This window comes from Pseudarthrobacter raffinosi (genome assembly GCF_023913835.1).
Taxonomy (GTDB): Bacteria; Actinomycetota; Actinomycetes; order Actinomycetales; family Micrococcaceae; genus Arthrobacter; species Arthrobacter raffinosi.
In genome coordinates, this window is record NZ_JAMXBG010000002.1 from 271,247 (window position 1) to 294,431 (window position 23,185).

General features: G+C 61.9%; 17 protein-coding genes. 10 read left to right on the plus strand and 7 right to left on the minus strand.

Features of this window, described 5'->3' with window-relative positions; genetic code table 11:
* Window positions 1-50 precede the first annotated feature (50 nt).
* A complete protein-coding gene (locus NG697_RS03080; RefSeq protein ID WP_104060889.1) occupies window positions 51-557 on the minus strand; it encodes a DUF2004 domain-containing protein in 507 nt (168 codons plus the stop codon).
* A 45-nt stretch (window positions 558-602) separates the two neighbouring features.
* Window positions 603-1,520: a LysR family transcriptional regulator gene (locus NG697_RS03085; RefSeq protein ID WP_252613603.1), complete on the minus strand. Its 918-nt coding sequence runs from the start codon at window positions 1,518-1,520 to the stop codon at window positions 603-605.
* 185 nt (window positions 1,521-1,705) lie between these two features.
* Between NG697_RS03085 and NG697_RS03090 the strand changes: the two genes are divergently transcribed.
* From NG697_RS03090 to NG697_RS03135, 10 genes are all read left to right on the plus strand, one after another.
* The gene (locus NG697_RS03090; protein ID WP_252599503.1) at window positions 1,706-3,082 is read left to right on the plus strand and encodes an NAD(P)/FAD-dependent oxidoreductase; all 1,377 of its coding nucleotides are present in this window, start codon (window positions 1,706-1,708) and stop codon (window positions 3,080-3,082) included.
* Complete coding sequence (locus tag NG697_RS03095) at window positions 3,079-3,810, plus strand: DUF1365 domain-containing protein (RefSeq protein WP_252599502.1); 732 nt, start codon at window positions 3,079-3,081, stop codon at window positions 3,808-3,810. The genes NG697_RS03090 and NG697_RS03095 overlap by 4 nt, the downstream gene beginning before the upstream one ends.
* A complete protein-coding gene (locus tag NG697_RS03100; RefSeq protein WP_252599501.1) occupies window positions 3,807-5,180 on the plus strand; it encodes a class I SAM-dependent methyltransferase in 1,374 nt (457 codons plus the stop codon). The genes NG697_RS03095 and NG697_RS03100 overlap by 4 nt, the downstream gene beginning before the upstream one ends.
* Before the next feature lie 51 nt (window positions 5,181-5,231).
* Window positions 5,232-5,531 carry a hypothetical protein gene (locus tag NG697_RS03105; protein ID WP_252565625.1) on the plus strand — a complete coding sequence of 100 codons (300 nt, stop codon included), beginning with the start codon at window positions 5,232-5,234 and terminating at the stop codon, window positions 5,529-5,531.
* A 157-nt stretch (window positions 5,532-5,688) separates the two neighbouring features.
* A complete protein-coding gene (locus tag NG697_RS03110) occupies window positions 5,689-7,275 on the plus strand; it encodes an AfsR/SARP family transcriptional regulator (protein WP_252565622.1) in 1,587 nt (528 codons plus the stop codon).
* Window positions 7,276-7,565: 290 nt separating this feature from the next.
* A complete protein-coding gene (nrdH, locus tag NG697_RS03115) occupies window positions 7,566-7,811 on the plus strand; it encodes a glutaredoxin-like protein NrdH (RefSeq protein WP_009356333.1) in 246 nt (81 codons plus the stop codon).
* 66 nt (window positions 7,812-7,877) lie between these two features.
* The gene (nrdI, locus tag NG697_RS03120; RefSeq protein WP_252599565.1) at window positions 7,878-8,342 is read left to right on the plus strand and encodes a class Ib ribonucleoside-diphosphate reductase assembly flavoprotein NrdI; all 465 of its coding nucleotides are present in this window, start codon (window positions 7,878-7,880) and stop codon (window positions 8,340-8,342) included.
* A gap of 53 nt (window positions 8,343-8,395) precedes the next feature.
* Window positions 8,396-10,516, plus strand: coding sequence for a class 1b ribonucleoside-diphosphate reductase subunit alpha (gene nrdE / locus NG697_RS03125; RefSeq protein WP_252613644.1), 2,121 nt, complete (start codon window positions 8,396-8,398; stop codon window positions 10,514-10,516).
* A gap of 91 nt (window positions 10,517-10,607) precedes the next feature.
* Window positions 10,608-11,582, plus strand: coding sequence for a class 1b ribonucleoside-diphosphate reductase subunit beta (gene nrdF / locus NG697_RS03130; RefSeq protein WP_024368367.1), 975 nt, complete (start codon window positions 10,608-10,610; stop codon window positions 11,580-11,582).
* A 232-nt stretch (window positions 11,583-11,814) separates the two neighbouring features.
* Window positions 11,815-13,380, plus strand: coding sequence for an ATP-binding protein (locus NG697_RS03135; protein WP_252613604.1), 1,566 nt, complete (start codon window positions 11,815-11,817; stop codon window positions 13,378-13,380).
* A 96-nt stretch (window positions 13,381-13,476) separates the two neighbouring features.
* Here the strand turns inward: NG697_RS03135 and NG697_RS03140 are convergent, their stop codons facing one another.
* The 5 genes from NG697_RS03140 to NG697_RS03160 all read right to left on the minus strand — a co-directional run bounded on the left by NG697_RS03140 (window position 13,477) and on the right by NG697_RS03160 (window position 22,973).
* On the minus strand, window positions 13,477-14,451 hold the full coding sequence (locus tag NG697_RS03140; protein WP_252613605.1) for a 5'-nucleotidase: 975 nt from the start codon (window positions 14,449-14,451) through the stop codon (window positions 13,477-13,479).
* Window positions 14,451-17,639, minus strand: coding sequence for a type I restriction endonuclease subunit R (locus NG697_RS03145; protein WP_252613606.1), 3,189 nt, complete (start codon window positions 17,637-17,639; stop codon window positions 14,451-14,453). Before NG697_RS03145 ends, NG697_RS03140 begins: the two co-directional genes overlap by 1 nt.
* Window positions 17,640-18,061: 422 nt before the next feature.
* Entirely contained in the window at window positions 18,062-19,240 is a 1,179-nt protein-coding gene (locus tag NG697_RS03150; protein ID WP_256472705.1) for a restriction endonuclease subunit S, read from the minus strand.
* Between the two features lie 41 nt (window positions 19,241-19,281).
* A complete protein-coding gene (locus tag NG697_RS03155; protein WP_252613608.1) occupies window positions 19,282-20,940 on the minus strand; it encodes a class I SAM-dependent DNA methyltransferase in 1,659 nt (552 codons plus the stop codon).
* Window positions 20,925-22,973, minus strand: coding sequence for a hypothetical protein (locus NG697_RS03160; protein WP_252613609.1), 2,049 nt, complete (start codon window positions 22,971-22,973; stop codon window positions 20,925-20,927). Before NG697_RS03160 ends, NG697_RS03155 begins: the two co-directional genes overlap by 16 nt.
* Window positions 22,974-23,185: the final 212 nt, after the last annotated feature.

The window sequence follows — 23,185 nt, forward strand, 5'->3', positions numbered from 1 at the left end:
ACGGCGGCCGGTCACCGAAAGGTGACCGGCCGCCGTCGTGCGTTAAGGGTTCAGGACTCCCAGAGGATTTCGTCGTCCACCACGCCGTCTTCGTCGGCGGCTACCACCAGGACCTCGTCCGTGAAGTGTGAGCCCAGGGTGAAGTCCATCACGAAGTAGCGTTCAGGCTGTCCGGGGAAGATGCCCACGTGGCCGAGTTTGAGGGCTTTGAGGAAGACGTCGTTGGTGAGCTGGCTGCGTTCCTCCACGCCGAAGACTTTCTGCAGGTGCTCGTCCTTGAGGGCGCTGCAGTGGAAGTGGAGGTATTCCTGGGGGCTGGTGCCTTCCTGCTCCAGCTCGTCGGCGATCATCTGCCGCACCTCATCCACCAGTTCGGGGAGGAACCGCAGCCGGTAGTCCACCTTGTGCATGGCCGCTTCGTCAAAGTGGTCGTGTGCGTTGATGTTCAGGTCGAGTTCCAGTACCTGGCCACCCAGCTCATGTTTGGCGGCGATGTTGTGATCCCTGCCGTGGTTGAGCTCGATTTCTCCAAAGTGCTGGCTCGCTACCCTGTTCATACCTTCAACATAGCCCCCAAGTGCTGCGCTTTCCAGTATTCCGGGCTAATTGCCTGAGGACCCCGCAGCGGCCATCGTCTCGGCGAGCAGGTCCACAAACAGCTGCACCCGGGCGGTCTTCTTCTCGTTGATGAGCAGGGCAAACACGTTCCGGGCCAGCCGGATCTCGGGAACGTCCAGCACCACAACGCCGGCCGGCCGGTTCCGCAATGCGAGCTCGGGCACCAGCGCCGCGCCCAGTCCGGCGGCCGCCATTTCGAGGCTGGCATGGAAGTCGTCGCTGTGGGCCACCACGCGCGGATGCAGGTTGCAGCTGGCAAAGAGACGCTCAATCACTACGGCATCGGGGCTCCCGGGGTGGTGCATGATCCAGGGCAGCTCGGACAAATGGTCCGCCGCCACCTTGGCGTCCGTGCGGAAACCCCAGCCCGCGGGGAGCACCACGCGGAAGTTGTCATCGCCGATCCACTGCCGGTTAATAGTGTGCGGCCAGGCGAGCCCGGACTGGCCCACCTGGAAAACGAGCGCCACATCCAGCTCTCCGCCGGTGCGCAGTCCCTGGATGGTCTGGGCCGGTTCGGCCACCGTTACTTTGAGGTCGATGGCCAGGTCCTTCCACGCCGGATTCTTCAGGATGCGCGGGAGGACATAGGTAGCCAGGCTGGGGAAGATTCCCAGCCGGAGCTCCTGGCTGGTGCTGCTGTGTGTCTTGGAGGCTGCCGCCATCAGCGCTTCGATGTCCGTCAGCACCTTCGCGGCGTGCCGGGTTATCACTTCCGCCGCTTCCGTGGGGACCACGCTGCGGGCCGAACGCTGGAACAGGACCACGCCCGTTTCGCGTTCCAGGGCGGACATCTGTTGCGAGACAGCCGACGCCGTGTAGCCCAGGCGTGCCGCTGCGGCCGCGAACGAGCCCAGCCGGGTAACTTCCAGGAGGGTCTTCAGATGTACGGGATTTACCAACGCTGTCCTTCGGTCAGGGCCGCCTTGGCACTGCGGTGTGCCGGGGATGGAACGCCCGCTTCATTCTGGCACAAAGATTTACCGCAACTCAGTCATCCACCGGCCCCACGGCGTCGAACTGCCCCTAGAGAGTTTGCACCGAGCAAGCGCACATGCAGTCCGAGCAGGGGAGCAAAACAGTGTCTTTGGCAGGGAACTCGACCTTCAAGCCGCACGGACGGCGCATCGCCGTCGTGGGCAGCGGAGTGGCCGGCCTGACGGCCGCGTATGTCCTGAACCGGCAAGACAACGTCACCCTTTTCGAGGCGGACAGCAGGCTGGGCGGCCACGCCCACACCCACAATGTCGCGCAGCCGGATGGATCCGTTCTCGGCATCGACACCGGCTTCATCGTCCACAACGAGCGGACCTATCCCACCCTGCTGCGGCTGTTCGCCGAGCTGGGCGTGGAGACGCAGGACTCCGAAATGAGTATGTCCGTCCGCTGTGACGGCTGCGGCCTGGAATACGCCGGGGCCCGTGGGGGCGGTCGCGGCATCATCGCCCGCCCGTCCAGCCTGCTGCGCGGACGCTACCTGCTGATGCTGCTGGAGCTCATGCGCTTCTACCGCAGGGCCCGCACTCTGATTGAGTCGGCTCCCGCGTCCGACGCCGGCCCTGGTGCGGGCGGCGCGGAGCTGACCCTCGGTGACTTCCTGGCAAAGGAACGCTTCAGCAAGTACTTCATCTCCCATTTCATGACGCCGGTGGTCAGCGCGGTGTGGTCGTGCGATCCCACCACGGCACTGTCCTATCCGGCGCGCTACCTCTTCACGTTTTTGGGCCACCACGGCATGCTGGGCGTCAAGGGTTCGCCGCAGTGGCGGACGGTCACCGGCGGTTCGGGGCAGTACGTGGCGAAGTTGGCCGCCACGCTCCCGGACATCAGGCTTAGCAGTCCGGTCACCGCTATCCGGCGCCACGCCCTCGGCGTGGAAGTGGACACTGATCACGGAGTCGAGGATTTCGAGGCCGTGGTCATTGCCACGCACCCGGCCCAGGCCCTGAGCTTCCTCGCGGACGCCACACCGGCCGAAAAAGACGCCCTCGGCCAGATGCCCTACTCCGTCAACCACACCGTTTTCCACCGGGACCCGGCCGTCCTGCCCACAGCCGACAATGCCAGGGCGTCCTGGAACTACCGGCTCCCGGACTGCGAAGCCCGCCCGGACAAGGTCCTGGTCAGCTACGATCTCACCCGGCTGCAGCGCCTGGAGCCAGCCGATGGCCAGCCGTACCTGGTGAGCCTGGGGGAGTCCGAGCTCATCGCCGAGGACCGGGTCCTTGAACGCATGGTCTACGAACACCCCCAGTACACCCCCGAATCATTGCGGGCACAGCAGCGCATTGCAGCCCTGAGTGATGACCGCATTGCCTACGCCGGCGCCTACCTGGGCTGGGGGTTCCATGAGGACGGCGCCCTGGCCGGTGTCCGTGCCGCCGCGAGCCTGGGACGCACCTGGGACACTTCCGGGATCCAGGCACCCGAGCCTGAACTGCTCCCAGCCTCGGAGGGCGCATGAGCTCAACCGCAGCCATCTACCGCACGTCCATTTCCCACGTGCGCCAGACGCCGCTGAAGAATGCGTTCACCTACCGGAGCTACAGCTGGTTTGTGGACGTGGACCGGCTCCCGGTTCTGCCCCGGCTCATGCGGCCGCTGGCTGTCTTCCGGGTCGCCGACCACCTGGGCGATCCCGACGCCACCATCCGCAGCAACGTGGAACGGTTCCTGCGGACCCGGGAGATAGAGCCCGACGGCGGGGCCATCCGGATGCTGACCAGCGCCCGGGTTTTCGGCCACGTCTTCAACCCGCTCACCATCTTCTGGTGCTACCGGATGTCCGGGGAGCTGCAGTGCGTCATCGCCGAGGTCCACAACACCTACGGCGAACGCCACTGCTACCTCCTGGAAACGGATCTTTCCGGCCGGGCCAGCGTGCCCAAGGCCTTCTACGTTTCACCGTTCAATGACGTTGACGGGCAGTACCGGATGAAGCTGCCCGCCCCGGAGCAACGGCTGTCCGTCTCCATCGTCCTGGAGCGGGAAGGTCAACGGCCGTTCGCCGCAACCATGGACGGGGACCGGCACCCGGCCACCGTCAGGAACATCCTGGCAGCGGCCATTGCCGTCCCGGCCGCGCCGCTGCTGGTATCGGCGCTGATCCGGATCCAGGGCATCAAACTCTGGGCTCGACGCCTGCCAGTCATCAAAAAACCACATCACCCCTCACAGGAGGCAGTCCAATGACAATGACCGATGAGAACGGAACAGCCGCGACTGCGGAGGTCTCCGCCGCGAAGTCAGCCGCACGGCACCCGGTGACGGAACGGACCGCTGCCGGGGTACCGGCGTCGCCGGCCACCATCGATCCGGAAGTGTGGCCCGGTGTTGCCCACGCGCCGTCGGGCACTAAAGCGCTGGTGGCGGGCAAGGCCGCCGGCCTGCTGTTCAAGGCGGCGGTGCGCCGGCTGCCCCTGCGCGTTGCCTACCCGGACGGTTCAGTGCTGGGCACCGGCGGCCTGGACGCGCCGGTGATGACCATGCTCAGGCCGGCAGCGTTCGAAGTGCGGATCGGGGACAACGGCCTGATCGGGCTGGGCGAGTCGTTTATGGCGGGGGACTGGGAAGCATCAGACCTCGCCGGGGTGCTGGAGGTCTTCGCCGCGTCCGTGGACACGCTGATTCCCGCTCCGCTGCAGAAGCTGCGGACCCTGTACCTGCCCCGGACGCCGCGGCAGGAACGCAATGAAGAGCACAACACGCGCAGCAACATCTCGCGGCACTACGACCTCTCCAACGAGCTCTTCTCCCACTTCCTGGACACCACCATGAGCTACTCCTCGGCGCTTTTCCCGCTGAGCGACGGTGCGCTGGATGCGGTCCCGTGGGACGCGTTGGCGGAGGCCCAGCAGACCAAGATCGACAGGCTGCTGGACAAGGCCGGCGTCGGATCAGGCACGCGGCTGCTGGAGATCGGCACCGGCTGGGGTGAACTGGCCCTCCGGGCAGCAGCCCGTGGTGCCACCGTTTACAGCGTGACGCTGTCCAGTGAGCAGCGGGCGCTGGCGCAGGAAAGGATTGCGGCTGCCGGTTACGCAGACCAGGTGACGGTTGCGCTGCAGGATTACCGGGCCGTGGAGGGCGAGTTCGACGCCGTGGTGTCGGTGGAGATGATCGAGGCGGTTGGTTATGAGTACTGGCCCATCTACTTCCAGACCATTGACCGCGTGCTGGCCCCGGGCGGGAAGGTGGCCATCCAGGCCATCACCATGCCGCACGGCCGCATGCTGGCTACGCGCAACGCGTACACCTGGGTGCACAAGTACATTTTCCCCGGTGGCTTCCTTCCCTCAGTGCGGGCCATCGAAAGCGTGACCCAGCAGCACACCACACTCCGCGTGCGGGAACGGATGGGCCTGGGCGATCACTACGCCGCGACCCTGCGCCTCTGGGAGGGGCGGTTCATGGACCGCTCACTGGAGGTGGGCGGGCTGGGGTTCGACGCCGTGTTCCAGCGGATGTGGCTGTTCTACCTGTGCTATTCACGGGCGGGTTTCCAGTCCGGCTACCTGGACGTGCAGCAGATTGTGCTGGACCGCAGGGAGGCTCAGCTTTAATTTTCAGGTGGTCACACGCACGGTCACACGCCGGCGCTGGAAACTCCAGTTATGGAAACTAATTGGAACACCACAGCAGAACTGAATACCTTCATCACCCTCACAGCCGACCGTATCGTGGCTGAGGGCACCCAGAGGGATCGCCGGACCCTGGAGATGATGGCATCCGCGGTCCAGCCGTTTGCGCCGGGCGCGGCGGCCGCGCTCAATGACTGGGACGGTTCGGAGGTAGCCCGGCTGCGGGCATTTGGCATCGTTCACGGTGTGTTGGTGCGTGAGTTGGGTGCGCCCGCCCAGGCTGAACTCCTGGCGCAGCTCAATCCGGCACCCGCTCTGGTGCTGGCTGCCTGAGCGTTGCTACATTGTGCTTGTGCTGCGCCTTCGGTTGATCGGCAGATTGGGTCTTGAACGCGACGGCCAGCCGATTCCCGGGCCCAGAGGCCACAAGAGCTGGGCCGTATTGGGGAGGTTGGTCCGGTCATCGGGGCCGGTTTCCCGCCAGGTTCTCGTGGATGAGCTGTTTTCTGACGCCGACGATCCCATGGGGGCACTGCGGTGGACGCTGGCTGAACTGCGTCGGAAAACGGGCCTGGCCGAAGCTTTCCGGGGCAACCCTGTCTCGCACGGGCTCGGTCCGGATACAGCTGTGGACGTGGCCGAACTCTCGCGGGGCGTGCTGGAAACGGAGATTCCCGAAGGGCACTTCCTGGAAGGGATCGACGTCAAGGGATCGCCAGGGTTTGAGTCCTGGCTCCTGGTGGAGCGCCAGAGGGTGGACAGTGAGGTGCTCAGCGCCCTGAGGCAGGCCGCTCTTCGGGCGCTTTCTGCCCGGCAGTCCGCCCGGGCCGTGGAACTTTCCCGGGCCATGGTGGCACGGGCGCCCTTCGAAGAAGGGCCGCACATCCTGCTGGTCAAGGCGCTGGCCTCATCCGGTGATGTGGACGCTGCCCTCCGGCAGGCCGACGCCAGCGAAGCAATGTTCGCCGCCGAGCTCGGAACAAGGCCCACCGCGGCCCTCCGCGCGGCCGCACGGCCCGCCGTCGCGGCGCCGGTACCCGGTGTTTCAGCCCGCGCGTCCGCCCAGTCCCTGTGCGAGGCCGGGCTTGCCGCCCTGTCAGCCGGCGCTGCCGACGCCGGGATCGAATGCCTGCGCGGAGCGTCCGCCGCAGCCGAGTTATCCGGCGACAAGGAACTGCTGAGCCGCTGCCTGACCGAGCTCGGCGCGGCGCTCGTCCACTCAATTCGAGGCTACGACGACGAAGGCTCCATCATTCTTGCCGCCGCCGTAGACCTGGCGTCTGCCGCCGGCGCGGAGCCGGTAGCGGCAAAGGCGCTGTCGGAGCTGGCATATGTTGACATCCTCGCCGGACGGCGGGCCAGTGCCGCCGGATACCTGGAAACTGCCCGCGGGCTGGCAACCGGGGATCCGTCCCTCGACGCGGCGATCGCCGGGTTTGAAGCCATGAACCTCAGCGACTGGGGCAAGCTTGAAGCAGGTGCCGACCAGTTCGCTGCCGCCGTCGAGCTGAGCCGGAGTGCCGGTTCCGTCAGACGTGAAGCCTGGAACCTGGGACTGGGGGCACGAAGCCTGTTTCTCCTGGGCCGCGTGGACGAGGCCGGAGAATGGGCCCGGCAATCCTGCGAACTGGCCCGCCGCGAACGCTGGACGGCATTCCGGCCCTGGCCGGAAGCGTGGCTGGCCCATGCCCGTCTGTCCGATGGAGAACGGCCCGGGGTGGTCCGGGAGCAGGCGGAGGCAACCTTCGCGCTCGCACGCCAGCTGCAGGACCCCTGCTGGGAAGGCCTTGCTGCGAAGACCATCGGGCTCACGCATTTGCTGGAAGGCAACGCCGATACTGCACTGGAGTGGATGAAGAACGCGGGGATCCTCTGCAGCCGGGTCACTGATTCGTACGCCTGGGTACAGGTTGAGATCCTCCTGGCAGAGGCCAGCGCGGCGCTGGAGTCCGGGGACACGGTCCGTGCGGATGCCGTGGCGAGGCAGGCTGTGGCCGGAGCGGCCCGGGGAAGCATGGATGACCTGCTCGACCGCGCCATGGGCCTCTTGGCGTCGCTGCCCACGGTACGGAGCTAAGACTCCGGTTTGGCCTGTTCGAGCCACGCGCGACACGCCGTCCCGCAGGCGACACGCCGGGCCGGAAAATGTGGCTAAGTACTCCACAGGGTGTGGATGACGTCCGCAAAAATGGCGGGATTCCGGACATTTTGAGGGCCTCTGCCTGTGGATTAAAAGTGCATTAAATGACATACTTGTAATACATCATCTTGGGGTTCCGAAGAGCCGTCTGCACTACATGTAGTATCGACGTACTAGCTTGGGCGGGACAAAGACGAGCGAAGATTTCGATAAAAGGGGACAGGACCATGACCGTTACGGTTTACACCAAACCTGCGTGTGTACAGTGCAACGCAACCTACCGTGCGCTGGACAAAAAGGGCATCACTTACCAGAGCGTTGACATCTCCCAGGACGCCGATGCCCTCGAGCGCCTGAAGGCGCTGGGCTACATGCAGGCACCTGTTGTAGTCACGGACCAGGACCACTGGTCAGGCTTCCGCCCGGACAAGATCGAGGAACTGGCACTGTCTGCCGTTTCCTCCGTGGCCTAAGGCCCTGCACTTTTCGCCAGCCGGCAACTTTCAATACCCACACATGAGGTGACTCCCGTGTCAGCACTGGCAGTGGCCAGGGCCCAGGTGGACCCGTTGCAGCCTGTCACCACACAGAGCCAGCTCATCTACTTTTCCTCCACCTCCGAGAACACCAGCCGCTTTGTCGCGAAGCTCGGACGTGAGCTGGCACGGATCCCGCTCCATACAAAGGATGCACCCCTTCTCGCCACCCGGCCTTACGTGCTGGTGGTGCCGACCTACGGGGGCACCGGGGGAGAGGGCTCCGTGCCCAAGCAGGTGATCCGCTTTCTAAACGACCCGCAGAACAGGCAACTGATCCGTGGGGTTATCGGTGCAGGCAACACAAACTTCGGGGACAACTACTGCATGGCCGCGGACATTATTGCCGCCAAGTGCAACGTCCCCCGGCTTTACAGATTTGAACTAATGGGCACGCCAGAAGACGTCGCCCGCGTACACAATGGATTGGACACGTTTTGGACACGACTGTCGCAGACACAGAAGTAACCAGGGCCGAAGGCCAGGGCACCCGCGCAGGCGCCGCCGTCGAAAAGCCCGAGATGCCGGCCGCCTATAAGGGCCTGGGCTATCACGAGCTCAACGCCATGCTGAACCTGTACGGTCCGAACGGCGAGATCCAGTTCGAGGCCGACCGCGAGGCTGCACACCAGTACTTCCTGCAGCATGTGAACAACAACACCGTCTTTTTCCATGACCTGGAAGAGAAGCTCGACTACCTGGTGAAGAACCAGTACTACGAGCGCGAAACCCTCGACCAGTACACGATGAACTTCATCCGCGAGCTCTACAACCGCGCGTACAAAAAGAAGTTCCGCTTCGAGACCTTCCTGGGCGCGTTCAAGTTCTACACGTCCTACACGCTGAAGACGTTCGACGGCAATCGATTCCTGGAGCGCTACGAGGACCGCGTCTGCATGGTGGCCCTGCACCTGGCCCGCGGTGACGAGAAGCTCGCCCTGCAGATGGTGGACGAGATCATCGAAGGCCGCTTCCAACCGGCCACTCCGACCTTCCTGAACGCCGGCAAACGCCAGCGTGGCGAGCTGGTTTCCTGCTTCCTGCTCCGCATCGAAGACAACATGGAATCGATCGGCCGGTCCATCAACTCGGCGCTGCAGCTGTCCAAGCGCGGTGGCGGTGTGGCGTTCGCGCTGACCAACATCCGCGAAGTCGGCGCCCCGATCAAGCAGATCGAGAACCAGTCCTCCGGCGTCATCCCCGTGATGAAGCTCCTCGAGGACAGCTTCTCCTACGCCAACCAGCTCGGTGCCCGTCAGGGTGCCGGTGCCGTGTACCTGCACGCGCACCACCCGGACATCTACCGCTTCCTGGATACCAAGCGCGAGAACGCGGATGAGAAGATCCGCATCAAGACCCTCTCGCTGGGCGTAGTCATCCCGGACATCACGTTCGAGCTGGCCAAGAAGGACGAGGACATGTACCTGTTCTCCCCGTACGACGTCGAACGGGTCTACGGCATGCCGTTCTCCGACGTCTCCGTCACCGAGAAGTACTACGAGATGGTGGACGATTCCCGGATCAAGAAGACCAAGATCAAGGCGCGCGAGTTCTTCCAGACCCTCGCCGAGATCCAGTTCGAATCCGGCTACCCGTACATCATGTTCGAGGACACCGTGAACCGGGAAAACCCGATCGACGGCAAGATCATCATGTCCAACCTGTGCTCCGAGATCCTCCAGGTCTCGCAGCCCACCACGTACCATGACGATCTGTCCTACGACCAGACCGGCAAGGACATCTCCTGCAACCTGGGCTCGCTGAACATCGCCAAGGCCATGGACAGCCCGGACTTCGGACTGACCATCGAGACGGCCATCCGGTCCCTCTCGGCAGTCTCGGACATGTCCAACATCACCTCGGTACCGTCCATCGCCCGCGGCAACGACCAGTCCCACGCCATCGGCCTCGGCCAGATGAACCTGCACGGCTACCTGGCCCGCGAGCGGGTCCACTACGGATCCGAAGAGGGCCTGGACTTCACCAACATCTACTTCTACTCGGTGGTGTACCACGCGGTCCGCGCCTCCAACCTGCTGTCCATCCAGACCGGACAGACTTTCGGCGGCTTCGAGAAGTCCAAGTACGCCTCGGGCGAGTTCTTCGACAAGTACACGGACCAGGAATGGGTGCCGCAGACCGAGAAGGTCGCGGAGCTGTTCAAGAACATCCACATCCCCACCCAGGATGACTGGCGTGAGCTGAAGGCTTCCGTCATGGAACACGGCATATACAACCAGAACCTGCAGGCCGTCCCGCCGACGGGCTCGATCTCCTACATCAACAACTCCACCTCCTCGATCCACCCGGTGGCGTCCAAGATCGAGATCCGCAAGGAAGGCAAGCTGGGCCGCGTGTACTACCCGGCGCCGTACCTTACGAACGACAACCTGGAGTACTACCAGGACGCGTACGAGCTCGGCTACGAGAAGGTCATCGACACCTACGCCGCAGCCACCCAGCACGTGGACCAGGGCCTGTCCCTGACGCTGTTCTTCAAGGACACCGCCACCACGCGCGACATCAACCGGGCCCAGATCTACGCCTGGAAGAAGGGCATCAAGACCATCTACTACATCCGTCTCCGCCAGCTCGCGCTGGAGGGAACTGAGGTGGACAACTGCGTCAGCTGCATGCTTTAATCTTCAACTAAATCTGGACAGTACGACGGCGGGCGCCCGCCCGCCGTCGTACGCTTAACTTCAAAGAACAACCCAACTTTTAGGGGATGACATGACCGAGAAGGTCAAGCTGCTTAGCCACGTCGAAGCGATTAACTGGAACCGCATCCAGGACGATAAGGACGTAGACGTCTGGAACCGTCTGGTCAACAACTTCTGGCTGCCCGAGAAGATCCCGCTCTCCAACGACGTTCAGTCGTGGGCCACGCTGACTCCGGACGAGCAGCAGCTCACCATGCGCGTGTTCACCGGGCTGACGCTGCTGGACACCATCCAGGGCACCGTCGGCGCTGTTTCGTTGATTCCGGACGCGATCACCCCGCACGAGGAAGCCGTCTACACGAACATTGCGTTCATGGAGTCCGTGCACGCCAAGAGCTACTCCTCGATCTTCTCCACCCTGGCCTCCACCAAGGAGATCGACGAGGCATTCCGCTGGTCCACTGAGAACGTGAACCTTCAGAAGAAGGCCCAGATCGTCATGGACTACTACCAGGGCGACGACCCCTTGAAGCGCAAGGTGGCCTCCACGCTGCTGGAGTCCTTCCTGTTCTACTCGGGCTTCTACCTGCCGATGTACTGGTCCTCACGGGCCAAGCTGACGAACACGGCCGACCTGATCCGCCTGATCATCCGCGACGAAGCCGTGCACGGCTACTACATCGGCTACAAGTTCCAGAAGGGTCTTGAAGGCCTGTCCGAGGAGCGCAAGCAGGAGATCAAGGACTACACGTTCGAGCTGCTCTTCGAGCTGTACGAGAACGAGGTCCAGTACACGCACGACCTCTATGATTCCGTTGGCCTGGCCGAGGACGTCAAGAAGTTCCTGCACTACAACGCCAACAAGGCACTGATGAACCTGGGCTACGAGGCCATGTTCCCGGCTTCCGTCACCGACGTGAACCCGGCCATCCTCTCGGCCCTGTCCCCGAACGCCGACGAGAACCACGACTTCTTCTCGGGGTCCGGCTCCTCTTATGTCATCGGCAAGGCCGTCAACACCGAGGATGATGACTGGGACTTCTAGTTCCAACGTCGTACGAGGGGTTGACCAACGTGGACGGATCGACATTTTCCAAATAGCGGTCGAGGTGCAAGGCGTCCAGTAGACGCAGCCTAGCTTTCGTGTCTGTGGGAACTCCGGATCATATTTGGAACGACGTGATTCAGGGCGAGCAATAGCAACGAACGGGACAGCGCTGCAGCAGCCGACTCTCACGTTCATTCGAGTAACAACGCGACTACGAAACTGGGAGATCTTGGAACGACGTACGATCACCGTGGAAGAAGCGTTGAGCCTGCTTGAGCGCGAGGAATCACACTTCTGGGACGTGAAGAGTCGGCAGGCTAAGGGTTCGGTTATCCAGAAGATTGCCGTTGCCTTGGCAAATGGCGATGGCGGGGAATTCGCACTCGGTATCGAAGACGCGAAGACGTCAGTCGTAAGCTTGGAACGCTGGCAAGGCTACGAGACTATCGAGGAACTGAACCCCGTTCATCAGGCATTGTCTCAGGACTGCAAGCCCGCGCTTCCCTACTCAGTGAACTATTTGGAAATTGAAGGGCAAGAGCGCCAAGGATTCGTGTGCCTGGTGACGATCACGAAGAGCGGAGATGTTCACTACACCGCCGGTGGAAAGGTGTATGTTCGGCACCACGCCGCGTCTACGGAGGTCACCGGGCAAGAAATTGTGAACCTCAGTCTTTCCAAAGGCGCAGTCTCATACGAGGATCAGGAACTTAGCGATTACTTTCTAGAGGAGGCGACTGAGGAGCAGGAGCTCAAGGACTTTCTGTCGAGCATCAGTCCTGCGATGAGACCAGGCGATTTCCTTCGGCGTGAGAGGTTGTACAACCGAAAAACCGAGGGCATGAAGGTATCGGCCGCGCTCCTCTTTGCCGAACATCCGCAGAGCATTCTCAGCAAGAGATGCGGCATCAAAATAGCTCGATACGAGACCGATCTGGAAGAGGCAAATCGGGACTACCTGAAGGGCGTCCCTCGATCTCTGGAAGGCCCGGCGCGCAGCCTGATCGATCAAGCACTTGCTGCCGTTTCCGAGGAAATTCAAGCGGTCCAAACTCGGGATTCGTCGGGACAACTAGTACCAACGCGCTATCCACCTGAAACTCTAAAAGAGATCATCGTCAATGCAGTCATCCACCGGGACTATAATCTCGCGGACGATATTCTTATTTACATTTTCAATAATAGGGTCGAAGTGCACAGCCCCGGTAAGCTTCCCGGCCACATCACGCTCGAAAATATTTTCACCGACCGCGCATCCAGGAACGGCACCATCGTCCGACTGCTCAACAAATATCCTGACCCGCCAAATAAAGACATTGGGGAAGGACTGCAGACAGCGTTCGCGAAAATGAAAGAAGCCAAGCTAAAGGATCCTGAATTTAGGTTTGAAGGAAACTATTTTGTGGTGAGGATTGGGCACACTCCTCTGGCTCGACCTGAAGAGCTGATCCTGGAATACTTGGAAAGTCACAATGAGATCACCAATAAAGCAGCACGGGAGATAACGGGTATTCACTCAGAAAACCTCGTGAAGCAACGCTTTTACAATCTGCAAAAAGCAGGAAGCCTTGAGAAAGTTCCGGGCAAGAAGGGCTCGCTTTCCGCGTGGCGGAGGGTATCCCCATCGGTGACGGAGGCGCCCAAGGAACAATCGTCAGTTGCGCTTGAGCAGCTTTCGTTTGACCTGGTGGAGGGGCTAGATCCAGACGCAGAGATAATGAGCGCCGCACGGACCAAAGCGCAACGGTGGCAACCGCAGAGGCCCTCACGAAAGAGGCGCCTGAAGCGTCAATGAGTCGCATGCAGGGGCGCGGGGTGGCGAGAGCTATGAAGCGTGTTTGTTCTATTAGTGGGCTTTTCCCTTAGGGGTGCGATACGCGATAAGTCTCACTTACTTCGAAACGCTCGAGGGTGATTCAATGTGGACCGGGGTAGAAGTTTTCTCATTTCTGACTCCAAACACCACGTGCGCTGACATCGTGTGTTTTGCAGCATCCTCGATGTGAACCTTTTGGTCATCGAAGAAGATGTCTGGTTTTAGCACGCTCAATACGGGACCCTTTTTGAGGCCACCAAGGAAGAAGGCATCATCAACGGTTACTCCCCAAGACTCGAGCGTGTTGAGTACACGAAGGTCGGCAGGACTATTCCGTGCTGTAACGATGGAGGATCTTAGGCGCCGTTGGTACGTTGGGTCGGACTCTTTTCTTTGCGTCTCTAAGGCTTGAATGCCCGCAATTGCCATGAAAAACGGCTTGATGGGGCCGCCAATTGCAGGTACGTCCATATTATCAACTTCGTGAATGAGGAAACTTTGCAGATCGCCTTCTGCATAGACCCTCTCAGAGGAGTCATCTGCCAAGACGCCATCGAAGTCGAACGCGATGGTGAGTGAATGCTCTATCTGAGCAGGAAGAACCGGCTCCCGCGCTGGGTAGACTCTTCCCGCTGGACACCCAAGCTTGATCGCTTCACGTACGTCACTGTCGTCTTCGGAGAGGAATAGGTCGATCTCGAATGCCTCGTGGTAAATATAGGGCGAGCGCCCTTGAGTGAATACTGCTCGCGACATGTCAAGTCCGTAGTGCTTGATAGAAGTCATGATTCTGCGGCCCGTATCAGGGCTGTTTCTGGATAGCAGCACTACCTCGACAAGCTTCCTGTCCTTGGCGAGGTCGTTTAGAGCCAGCAGCTTTCTCACAAATTCGAACGCAGTCCCAGGGTTGAGAATCGCGTCCCGATTCTTCAGTTGATAGTCGCGGTAGGCGTCCACTCCTTGATCAGTAAAGACGCGGTGTCCTTCACTCAAATTGAAAAGGGCACTTGAGGCTATTCCGATAACAAGCACATCATCCAGCTTCGACATTATGCTCGCGCCTCGGCAAACCGCGGAGCCATGGACTCCATCTGCTCCATGACCAGCTTGATGGCCTCGGGCTGCTTGTCCGGCGGATATCCGAACCTAACCAGCAACCGCTTGATGGAGGACCGCAACTTCGCCCGCACATCATCGCGCACCGTCCAGTCGGTCCGTACATCACGCCGCATTACGGACACCAGCTCGCGGGCAATGTCGGCCAGGACACCTTCGCCCTGGACCTCCACCGCCGACTCGTTTTGAGCAACGGCGTCGTAGAACGCCAGCTCGTCAGAATTCAGCGGGGGAGTGAACTGCTGGCCCCGTTTACCCTCCGCGGCGACCTCGCGCGCCAGCTCCACCAGCTCCGCAATAACCTCCGCAGACGTCAGCTGCTGATTCGTGTACTTCTTCATGAGCTCGGTGATTCGCTCGGAAAACGCCCGCTGCCGGATCACGTTATTCCGTGTTGATGCCGCGGACTCGTCCGCTATGAGCTTCCGCAGCGCTTCAATCGCAAGCTGTGGGTTCCGCGCCTTCTGAGTCTTCGCGATGAACTCCGGAGTCAAGTCATCCAGGGACGGCTTGGGCATGCCGGCTGCCTCGTAGATGTCGAGCACCTCACCGGACGACGTCGCCGAAGCAATCAGGATCCCCAGAAGGCGCTGAATCTCTTCAGGAACTGGCTCGCCGCTGGCCTGCCGGTCGGCCGCGTCGTACTTCGCCATCCAGACGCGGATCTCCTCGTACACCTGGATCTCGCGACGTAGTTCAGCCAGGGTCTCGGAGCCCGAGCAAAGTGCCCAGGCACGTGACAGCTGGCTGGAGAACTTGCGGTACTTCGCGGCAAGCGACTCTTCCCCGTCAGCCGGCTGGTTACCGGGCGAACCCGGGCTGCGCAAGTAACTGACCGCACCGGTGACGGCATTCAGGAATGCTTTGGGCCCGCCCTTCATTAAAACGGACTTCCAGTCGTAGCCCGCCAGCAAGGAGCGCAGCGACCCCACCAAGGTCATCGTCAGACCAACAGCCTCGTCGATGTTCTTGCCCACCGGCTTGTTCGCCCGGTCAGACTGCGTGTATTCGCCCAACGCCTTGGCCAGGTTCTCTGCCAAGGGAGCGTAGGCCACCAGCAGCCCGTCCTCTTTGCCGCGGAACGTGCGGTTCACACGCGCCAGGGTCTGCATCAGCAGTGCGCCCTTGAGCGGCCGGTCCAGGTAGAGAGTGTGTAGGGGTGGGGAATCGTAGCCGGTGAGCATCATGTCCTTGACCATCACCAGCTCCAGCTCGTCGTCAACGTTCTTGAGCCGCTCTTTCACCTGAGCATTCAACGAGTCCCGGCGCACGTGGTCGGAAACGGGCGGCACGTCAGTCGCGTCGCCCGAATAAACCACCTTGATCTTGCCCTTGGAGAGGTCGTTCGAATGCCAGTCCGGCCGCAGCTCCACAATCGCTGAGTACAGCTTCGCGCAGATCTCCCGCGTCCCGCCCACGATCATCGCCTTGCCCGGCGCCTCGATGAACTTGCCCATCCGGTCACGCCGATTCTCCCAGTGCGCCACCAAATCAGCCGCCAGCGCTGCAATGCGCTGCGGCGCACCATAGACAGCGTTGACGACGGCGACGCTCGCCTCAATGCGTGCCCGCTCGGTATCGTCCAGGCCGAAGGTCACTTCGTCGGCGGACTTGTCCAAGTCATCCTCGGTGACATCGGAGGCCAGCCCCACCTTGATCAGCCGAGGCTCGAAGTAGACGGGAACCGTGGCGCCGTCGTCCACCGCGCGGGACAGATCGTAGATGTCGATGTAGTCGCCGAAGACGTCCTGGGTGTTCCGATCATCAAAGGAGATCGGCGTACCGGTGAAAGCGATCAAAGTGGCGTGCGGCAGCGCGTCGCGGAGGTGACGGGCGTAGCCGTCCAGGTCGTCATAGTGAGAGCGGTGCGCCTCGTCGACCACCACAATGATGTTGCGCCGGTCGGACAGTAGCGGGTGGTCGGCTCCGGCGTCCTTTTCGGACTTGCTGCGTCCGAACTTCTGCAGCGTGGTGAAGTAGATGCCACCGGTTGTTCGGTTGCTCAGCTCGTCCCGCAGCTCGGAGCGCTTTTTGATTTGCTTCGGCGATTCGGCCAGGAGCAGGCTGCGGTCGAAGCCTTCGAACAGCTGGCCGTCCAATTCGTTCCGGTCGGTGATGACCACGACGGTCGGGTTCTTCAACTTTGGCTGACGGGCCACCATGTTCGCGTACAGTTCCATTTCCATGGACTTGCCCGAACCCTGGGTGTGCCAGACAACGCCGGCCTTGCCGTTGCTTTCCACCGCCTGAATAGTGCTGGCCACGGCCTTGGTCACAGCGTAGTACTGGTGCGGCTTCGCGATGCGCTTGGCCAGTCCGCTGGAGCCTTGGTCGAAGGCGGTGAAGTTGCGGGTCAGCTGGAGGAAGCGCTCCTGGTTGTACAGACCATCTAATGCGGTGTCCAAAGCGGTGACCGCATCGCCGTCGAGCATGAAGCCCTGGGGGACGGGCACGCCGTCGTCGTCCACGTTCCAGGGTGAGAAGTGATTAAAGGGCGTAAACGGCGTTCCGTACTTGGCCTGGATGCCATCCGTAGCAAGCGTGAACACGCAGAAGCGGAACGCCATGGGGAATTCGCGGAGATAGGTCTGGAGCTGGGCGTGGGCGCCCGGGAGGTCGGCGTGCGCGCTGCCCGCCTTCTTTAGCTCGATGATGCTCACGGGCATGCCGTTGCAATAGAGCACGACGTCGAAGCGACGCTTGTAGTCGCCCTCCACGAGTGTGACCTGGTTGACCGCGAGCCAGTCGTTCTGGTCCGGTTCCTGGCTGATGAGCCTGATGGTGGGGTTGGCTTCGTTGCCGTCGGAGTCGATGTAGGTCAGCCGGTAGCCGTCCACGAGGCAGTTGTGGATCCGGTGGTTCTCGGCGAGAGCGTCGTTGGATTTGGGTGCCGCGATTTCCGACAGTGCCTGCTGTAGGTACTGGGCCGGGACCGTCGGGTTGAAGCGCTGGAGGGCCGCGAGTAGCCGCGGCCGGATCAGCAGTTCGGCCCAGGAATCGCGTTCTCCGGTGCCGGGAGCGATGGCTTGCCCCTCCGTCGGCTTCCAGTCGAGCTCGCCGAGCCGCTCCTTCGCGGCGCCCTCCCAATCGGCTTCAGAAAAGGCTACTGCTGGTGCTGTCACGGTGATTCCCCCAAAGTTGTTTGTTGCTCAGCTTACTCAGACGCCAAGCGAGCTGACGCTACACGCCGCGGCTGGCGGCTGGCCTCACCCGCTGGGATTATTGGCTTGAAATTGATGTGTTGCAGATGCCGGCTGCAACATCGGCGCTCGCTCAATGCCATTTGTGCAGCCGGCTGCTGCATAATTCGCTTTGGCCCCATCGCTGGTTGCTCTATCCCGTACAACCCTGAACCCGCTCCCGACTTACAGACATTGTGGGTCTCCGTGAAGTGTTGCAACAGCCGTTGCAACATTGGAATGGTCTCGGACCCGGTCAATCTTGCAACTGCCGCTTCCAAGATTTGAACGCTCCAGACCTAATGTGCAAGCGGCACTTGCTCACTGGTGTCTCCCTTCTGGCAGTGTCGCAACGCGTTGCGCGTTCACACCACGGCTGTCTCCAACACCTTTTCCGCGTCCTTGACGCGGATCTTGCCGGACATGAGCTGAGGGAGGAGGACGTCGCGCGTAGCGGCGAGCTTGGCATTTTCAAGCAGGGCATTCCGGGCAACGGCATGGAGATTCTCCGCTTGGCGACCGAACTCTTCCATGGCTCCCGGATCAGCCAGTCTGACTTTGAACTTCTTGAAGTTGCCACGGCTGAGCTCAAGGAATGTAGCTCCGTTGGCTAGAGAAATGAATTCGTCCACACGGCTTCGCATCTCATGAAAGACCCAAAAGTTGAGCGTGGGATCAGTCGGCTGCACCACGATGAAACCCTGATTCACAGCCATGGGCGTCTGAGCGAGGGCAAATGCCCCAATAGTTGCCCTTGAGGTCATGAGGATTGAACCTGCCGGATAGAGCGGTGAAGCACAAGCAGATAAGCCAGCCTGGGAAATCGTTCGATTCGTTGATTCGAGATATGGGCCCTGCAGAGGTGTGATGTCCGTTGGGGTGGCCCATGGGATGACGCCGTCCCAGTAGTCAAGGACCTTCGTGCTGGGTGTCCCACCTCCAGAAATCGCCGCGATGTCGTCAAAGGTGTGATCCGAAAATGCCACTCCATGAACGGCTTGATGGAAGTAGGTGGTAACAAGCGCATCGGCCGCGGCGGCGAGTTTGGTGTTGGCCGCGATCTTGCCGTCGATGGCACCCAGCACCTCCCCGATCGCTCGTTGCTCCTGCATGCTGGGAATCGGAATAAGGGCATTGCCCAGATCGCGAACCGGAAGTTGTGGTTGCGCGCTCCCGGACGTCAGAGATTCGATCTGGGTGGCAAAGGAATTGGACCTTAAGAAGTGATACAGATAGCGAGAGTCGAGGAGCGATTCGTCGGTGCGGAGGATGAGCATTCCGGAGTTGATGCGCATGTTGTCAAATGGGACTGAATCGTCGAAATATGCCACGTTTCCCACGGTGCCCCGCGTTGTGATGAGTACGTCTCCGCGCTGAACCTTTCCACCGCGGAGGGAGGCGTCTTTGTCTGTTGTGATAAACGAAGTCTCTCCGAACAGGAAGCCGGATTTAGTTACGTTCCGTGCACTGAGAAAAAGACAGTCTCCGTGTGCCGAAAAATCAGCTCCATTGGGATAGTTCTTACCTCGGTCTCCGTCGATCATCCGCAGTGGTGCGCTGCTAAAGGAGTCAACGCGCCAGTTGTTCACGACACCCGCCCCAACTGCTCGCGCACTACAACCGCCAGCCGCTCGGACTCCTCGAACTGCTCAAACAGCTCATTAGAAAGCCGCATAATCTTCTCCTCGATCGGCTCGCCGTCGTCCTCAACATCAGCAGCCCCGACATACCGGCCCGGCGTCAGTGCGTAATCCGCTGCCTTGATTTCGGTGAGGGTTGCCGAATAGCAGAAGCCCGGGATGTCCTCGTAGGTTTCGACAGGCTCAACCACCGGGGTATCGGTTTCGACAGGCTCAACCAACGTAGAGGTGCCACGCCAGGCGTGGTAGGTGTTGGCGACCTTGGCGATGTCCTCGTCGGAGAGGGCGCGCTCGGCGCGGTCCACCATGTAACCGAGGTTCCGGGCGTCGATGAAAAGCACCTGTCCGGTCCGGTCCACCGAGCCGCGCGGACCGGCGGTCTTGTCCTTTGCGAAGAACCAGGTGCAGACCGGGATGCCGGTGCTGCGGAACAGCTGGGTGGGTAGGGCCACCATGCACGAGACCAAGTCTGCCTCCACGAGCTGGGCGCGGATCTCGCCTTCGCCGCCGGAGTTGGAGGACATAGAGCCGTTGGCCATGACCACGCCCGCGGAACCTCCGGGGGCCAGCTTGGAGATGATGTGCTGGATCCAGGCGTAGTTGGCGTTGCCGGCCGGCGGAACGCCATATTTCCAGCGGGGGTCGGATTCGGAGCGGGCCCAGTCCTTGATGTTGAACGGCGGGTTGGCCATGATGAAGTCCGCGCCGTTGGTGCCGCTCAGCTCCGGGTGCTGGTCGCGGGCGAACGTGTCGCCCCAGCGCGAGGCGAGGTTGGCGTTCAAGCCGTGGATTGCGAGGTTCATCTTGGCCATCCGCCAGGTGCGCTCGTTGAGCTCCTGGCCGTAGACGGAGATGTCCGAGCCCTCCATATTGTGCGCCGCCAGGAACTTCTCGGCCTGGACGAACATGCCGCCCGAACCGCAGCAGGGATCGTAGACCCGGCCGCTGTGGGGTTCTAGCACCTCCACCAGCACCCGGACCACGCCGGCAGGAGTGTAGAACTCGCCGCCGCGCTTGCCCTCTGCCTTGGCGAACTTCTCCAGGAAGTACTCGTACACCTCACCCAGCAGGTCGCGGGCCTTGCTGGCTCCCTGGCCCGTGAAGCGGGCCGAATTGAAGAGGTCCAGCAGCTCGCCCAGGCGGCGCTGGTCCACATTGTCGCGGTTGTAGATGCGGGGGAGAGTGGCGGCCAAGCTCTTGTTGTCGGCCATGAGGAGGTCCATGGCTTCATCAATGAGCAGCCCGATGGACTTGGGCTCCGCGCCGTCGATCGCGTCCAAGCCCTTGGCGTTTTCCGCCAGGTAAGTCCAGCGTGCCCGGGACGACACCCAGAACACGCCACGGCCGGTGTACTCGTCCACGTCGTCGATCAGCTGGGCGATCTGCTCTTCGTTGAGCCCGTCGGCCTCCAACTCGGCCTGGATCTGCCCGCGCCGCTCCTCGAACGCGTCCGATACGTATTTCAGGAAGACCAGCCCCAGGATCACGTCCTTGTACTGCGAGGCATCCATCGAACCGCGGAGCTTGTCCGCCGCCTTCCAGAGGGTGTCCTTCAGTTCCTTCATGGTGGACGGAGCGAGGTCCACCTTCAGTTTCGGGGGCATTTCGCGATTCCTTCTGTTGGTGCGGCGATGGAGATAGGGTCTGTCAGGGTAAGGCTTCCGCCCGCTACGCCGTCCGTAATCAGGGTAGTGAGTTCTTCCAGTCGTTTGAGGCGTTGACGGGCTTCTGCCTGCTCGTGTTGCAGGGTTGCTAATGTATTTGTGAGCGGCCGGCGCTGCACTTCAGGCGTGCGGCGCAGCCGCCAGTTGCGCCAGGACTTGTCTGCGGCGGGGCGGCAGCTGATGTCTGCGGCAACAACGTCCGGTACCAGACCGCCGGGGTCACCGCGGTCGATTCTCAGAATTCGGGCAGGGAAGACGACGACGGCGCCGCCCTCCGCATCGACCATCGCTGCGGGTCGCGGGCTGGTACAGAAGACAACATCGCCAGGTTCGGTGAGGCGCCCGTTCGGGTATTTGGCGGCGAAGTCGAGGAGCGCGATGAAGCGTGGCTTGGCCTTGCCCGGGTCCGTGACTTCCTCGCGGCCGAGGATTCTGCTTCCGGCCTGCCGGTTGAGGTCAGTCGCCTCCACCCTGATGCCTCTGACGTACTTGAGGGTTCCTGCCGACAGGAGTACCTGAACTGAAGCGGGCCGGAGTCCAGTGCCCGGTACGGCCGGCTGTACTCCGGGCAGTGCAGATGTTGACGCCCCAGTCGACAACAGGCGCACAAGTTCTTCGACCCGGAGCGCAGACTCGGCGCCGCCCGCCGCCGTCGTACTTCTGACAGGCAGACCGCTCACGAGGGAACCCTTGCCGGCGAGAAGGACCCGGGTCTGTACCAGCCGGGTGAACCTGAACGAGTGCGCGCGGATGGTGGCGCGGTCGCCCATCGAGGCGACGACGTCGCTGATCAGGTCCTGGCTGACATCCAGGGTGAGCGGAGTGGTGCTCAGGTCCGCTACGCTCGTCCAGCGCTCCGCAATCGGCACATCAGCGAAGGACGGTCCCAGCACCCAGAGTGCCTGCGGCTCCCGGGGCTTGGCACGAAGAAGCCCCGGCTGGAGGCGGACGACGGCACGAACTCTGCCCGAGCGCAACAGATCTGAGCGCAGGTTGCCGGTCTCTCCAGCGAGAGCGTCGCACAATACCCGGGCAGGCGCGATGACAACGGCTCGCTGACTGTCGTCCATTTGCAGGACGATGTTTTCAATGCTGTTCAGGATGCCAGTGGTGTCCAAAGCTGGATTGCCCGGGGCGGGGTATTGGGCCACGTGCACCGCAGGGCCGCTGACCGCGAAGGCTCCCTTGGCGTCGATCTTCACGGGGCTGCTGTCCGTGCCATGCACTGCCAGACGACGGCGGGCCAGTCGCGACGCTCTGCCATGGTGGTCGGCTGCCAGGAGAGTGATGGGCCGCGACTCTCCGACTTGCTCGACGATGCTCAGCATCACGTCGCTCCCGCCGGGCGTCGAGTCGACGAATAACAGCCTGCTGTCCAGGGTGGATGCCAGTTCCATGGCAGTTGCGCCCACGAGCTTCAGTGCCTCTTCCGTCAGCGCGGTGTCTGATTGCTCTCGCAGCCCCTCCTTGAACCGGTGGGCGAGCAGTTTTTCAAAGGCCGCCGGCGCGCTGAACGCACTGTCCGCCAACCGGTCGGCGAAGCCAGCCAATCCTGAGAGCGCCGAGCCGAGCGCCTCGAGTTCGGAGTAGAGGAACACATCGTCAGGGTCTGCTTCGTCTGCGGCGTCCAACAGCTCGGCCGCGGTACGTTCACCCACAGCCTGACCCATGATGACCTTCAGGGCGAGGATCGCGGTCAGGCCTTCGAAGGTCTGCCTACTGTCACGTGGCATCTCGCCAGGTGGGCCGGCCAGTCGCGCGAAAACTGCGACATCGTTCCGAGCCTCCGGGTTGTTGCCCCGGCCAGTGGCCTGGAGCCATGCGGTGATGTGGTCTGCGTCGAACAGCTCTACGCCGTTGGCTTGCGCAGTGGATGCCGGGAATGGCAGCGGGCCTCCGCTGCTTCGCTTGCGCCACATGGAAACGACGGGACGCTGAACCTGCGCGAGCGAGGCGACATCGGAGAGCGTCATGCGCAATGTTTCCGTGAATGTCTCCATGGCTGCCCCCTCAGTCGTGATCGTCCCATCAGCTTAGTAGCGGCGGCAGACATTCTGAGATTTCAACTGATAACCCGGGTTATCGGTCAGATCCTGCGAGGGTACACAGATTCGATCGTAGGTTCATTCTGCAGCCACGAAGCAATCTTCCGGAGCTGCGACGGCGGCGGGGAACCGCGTATTGG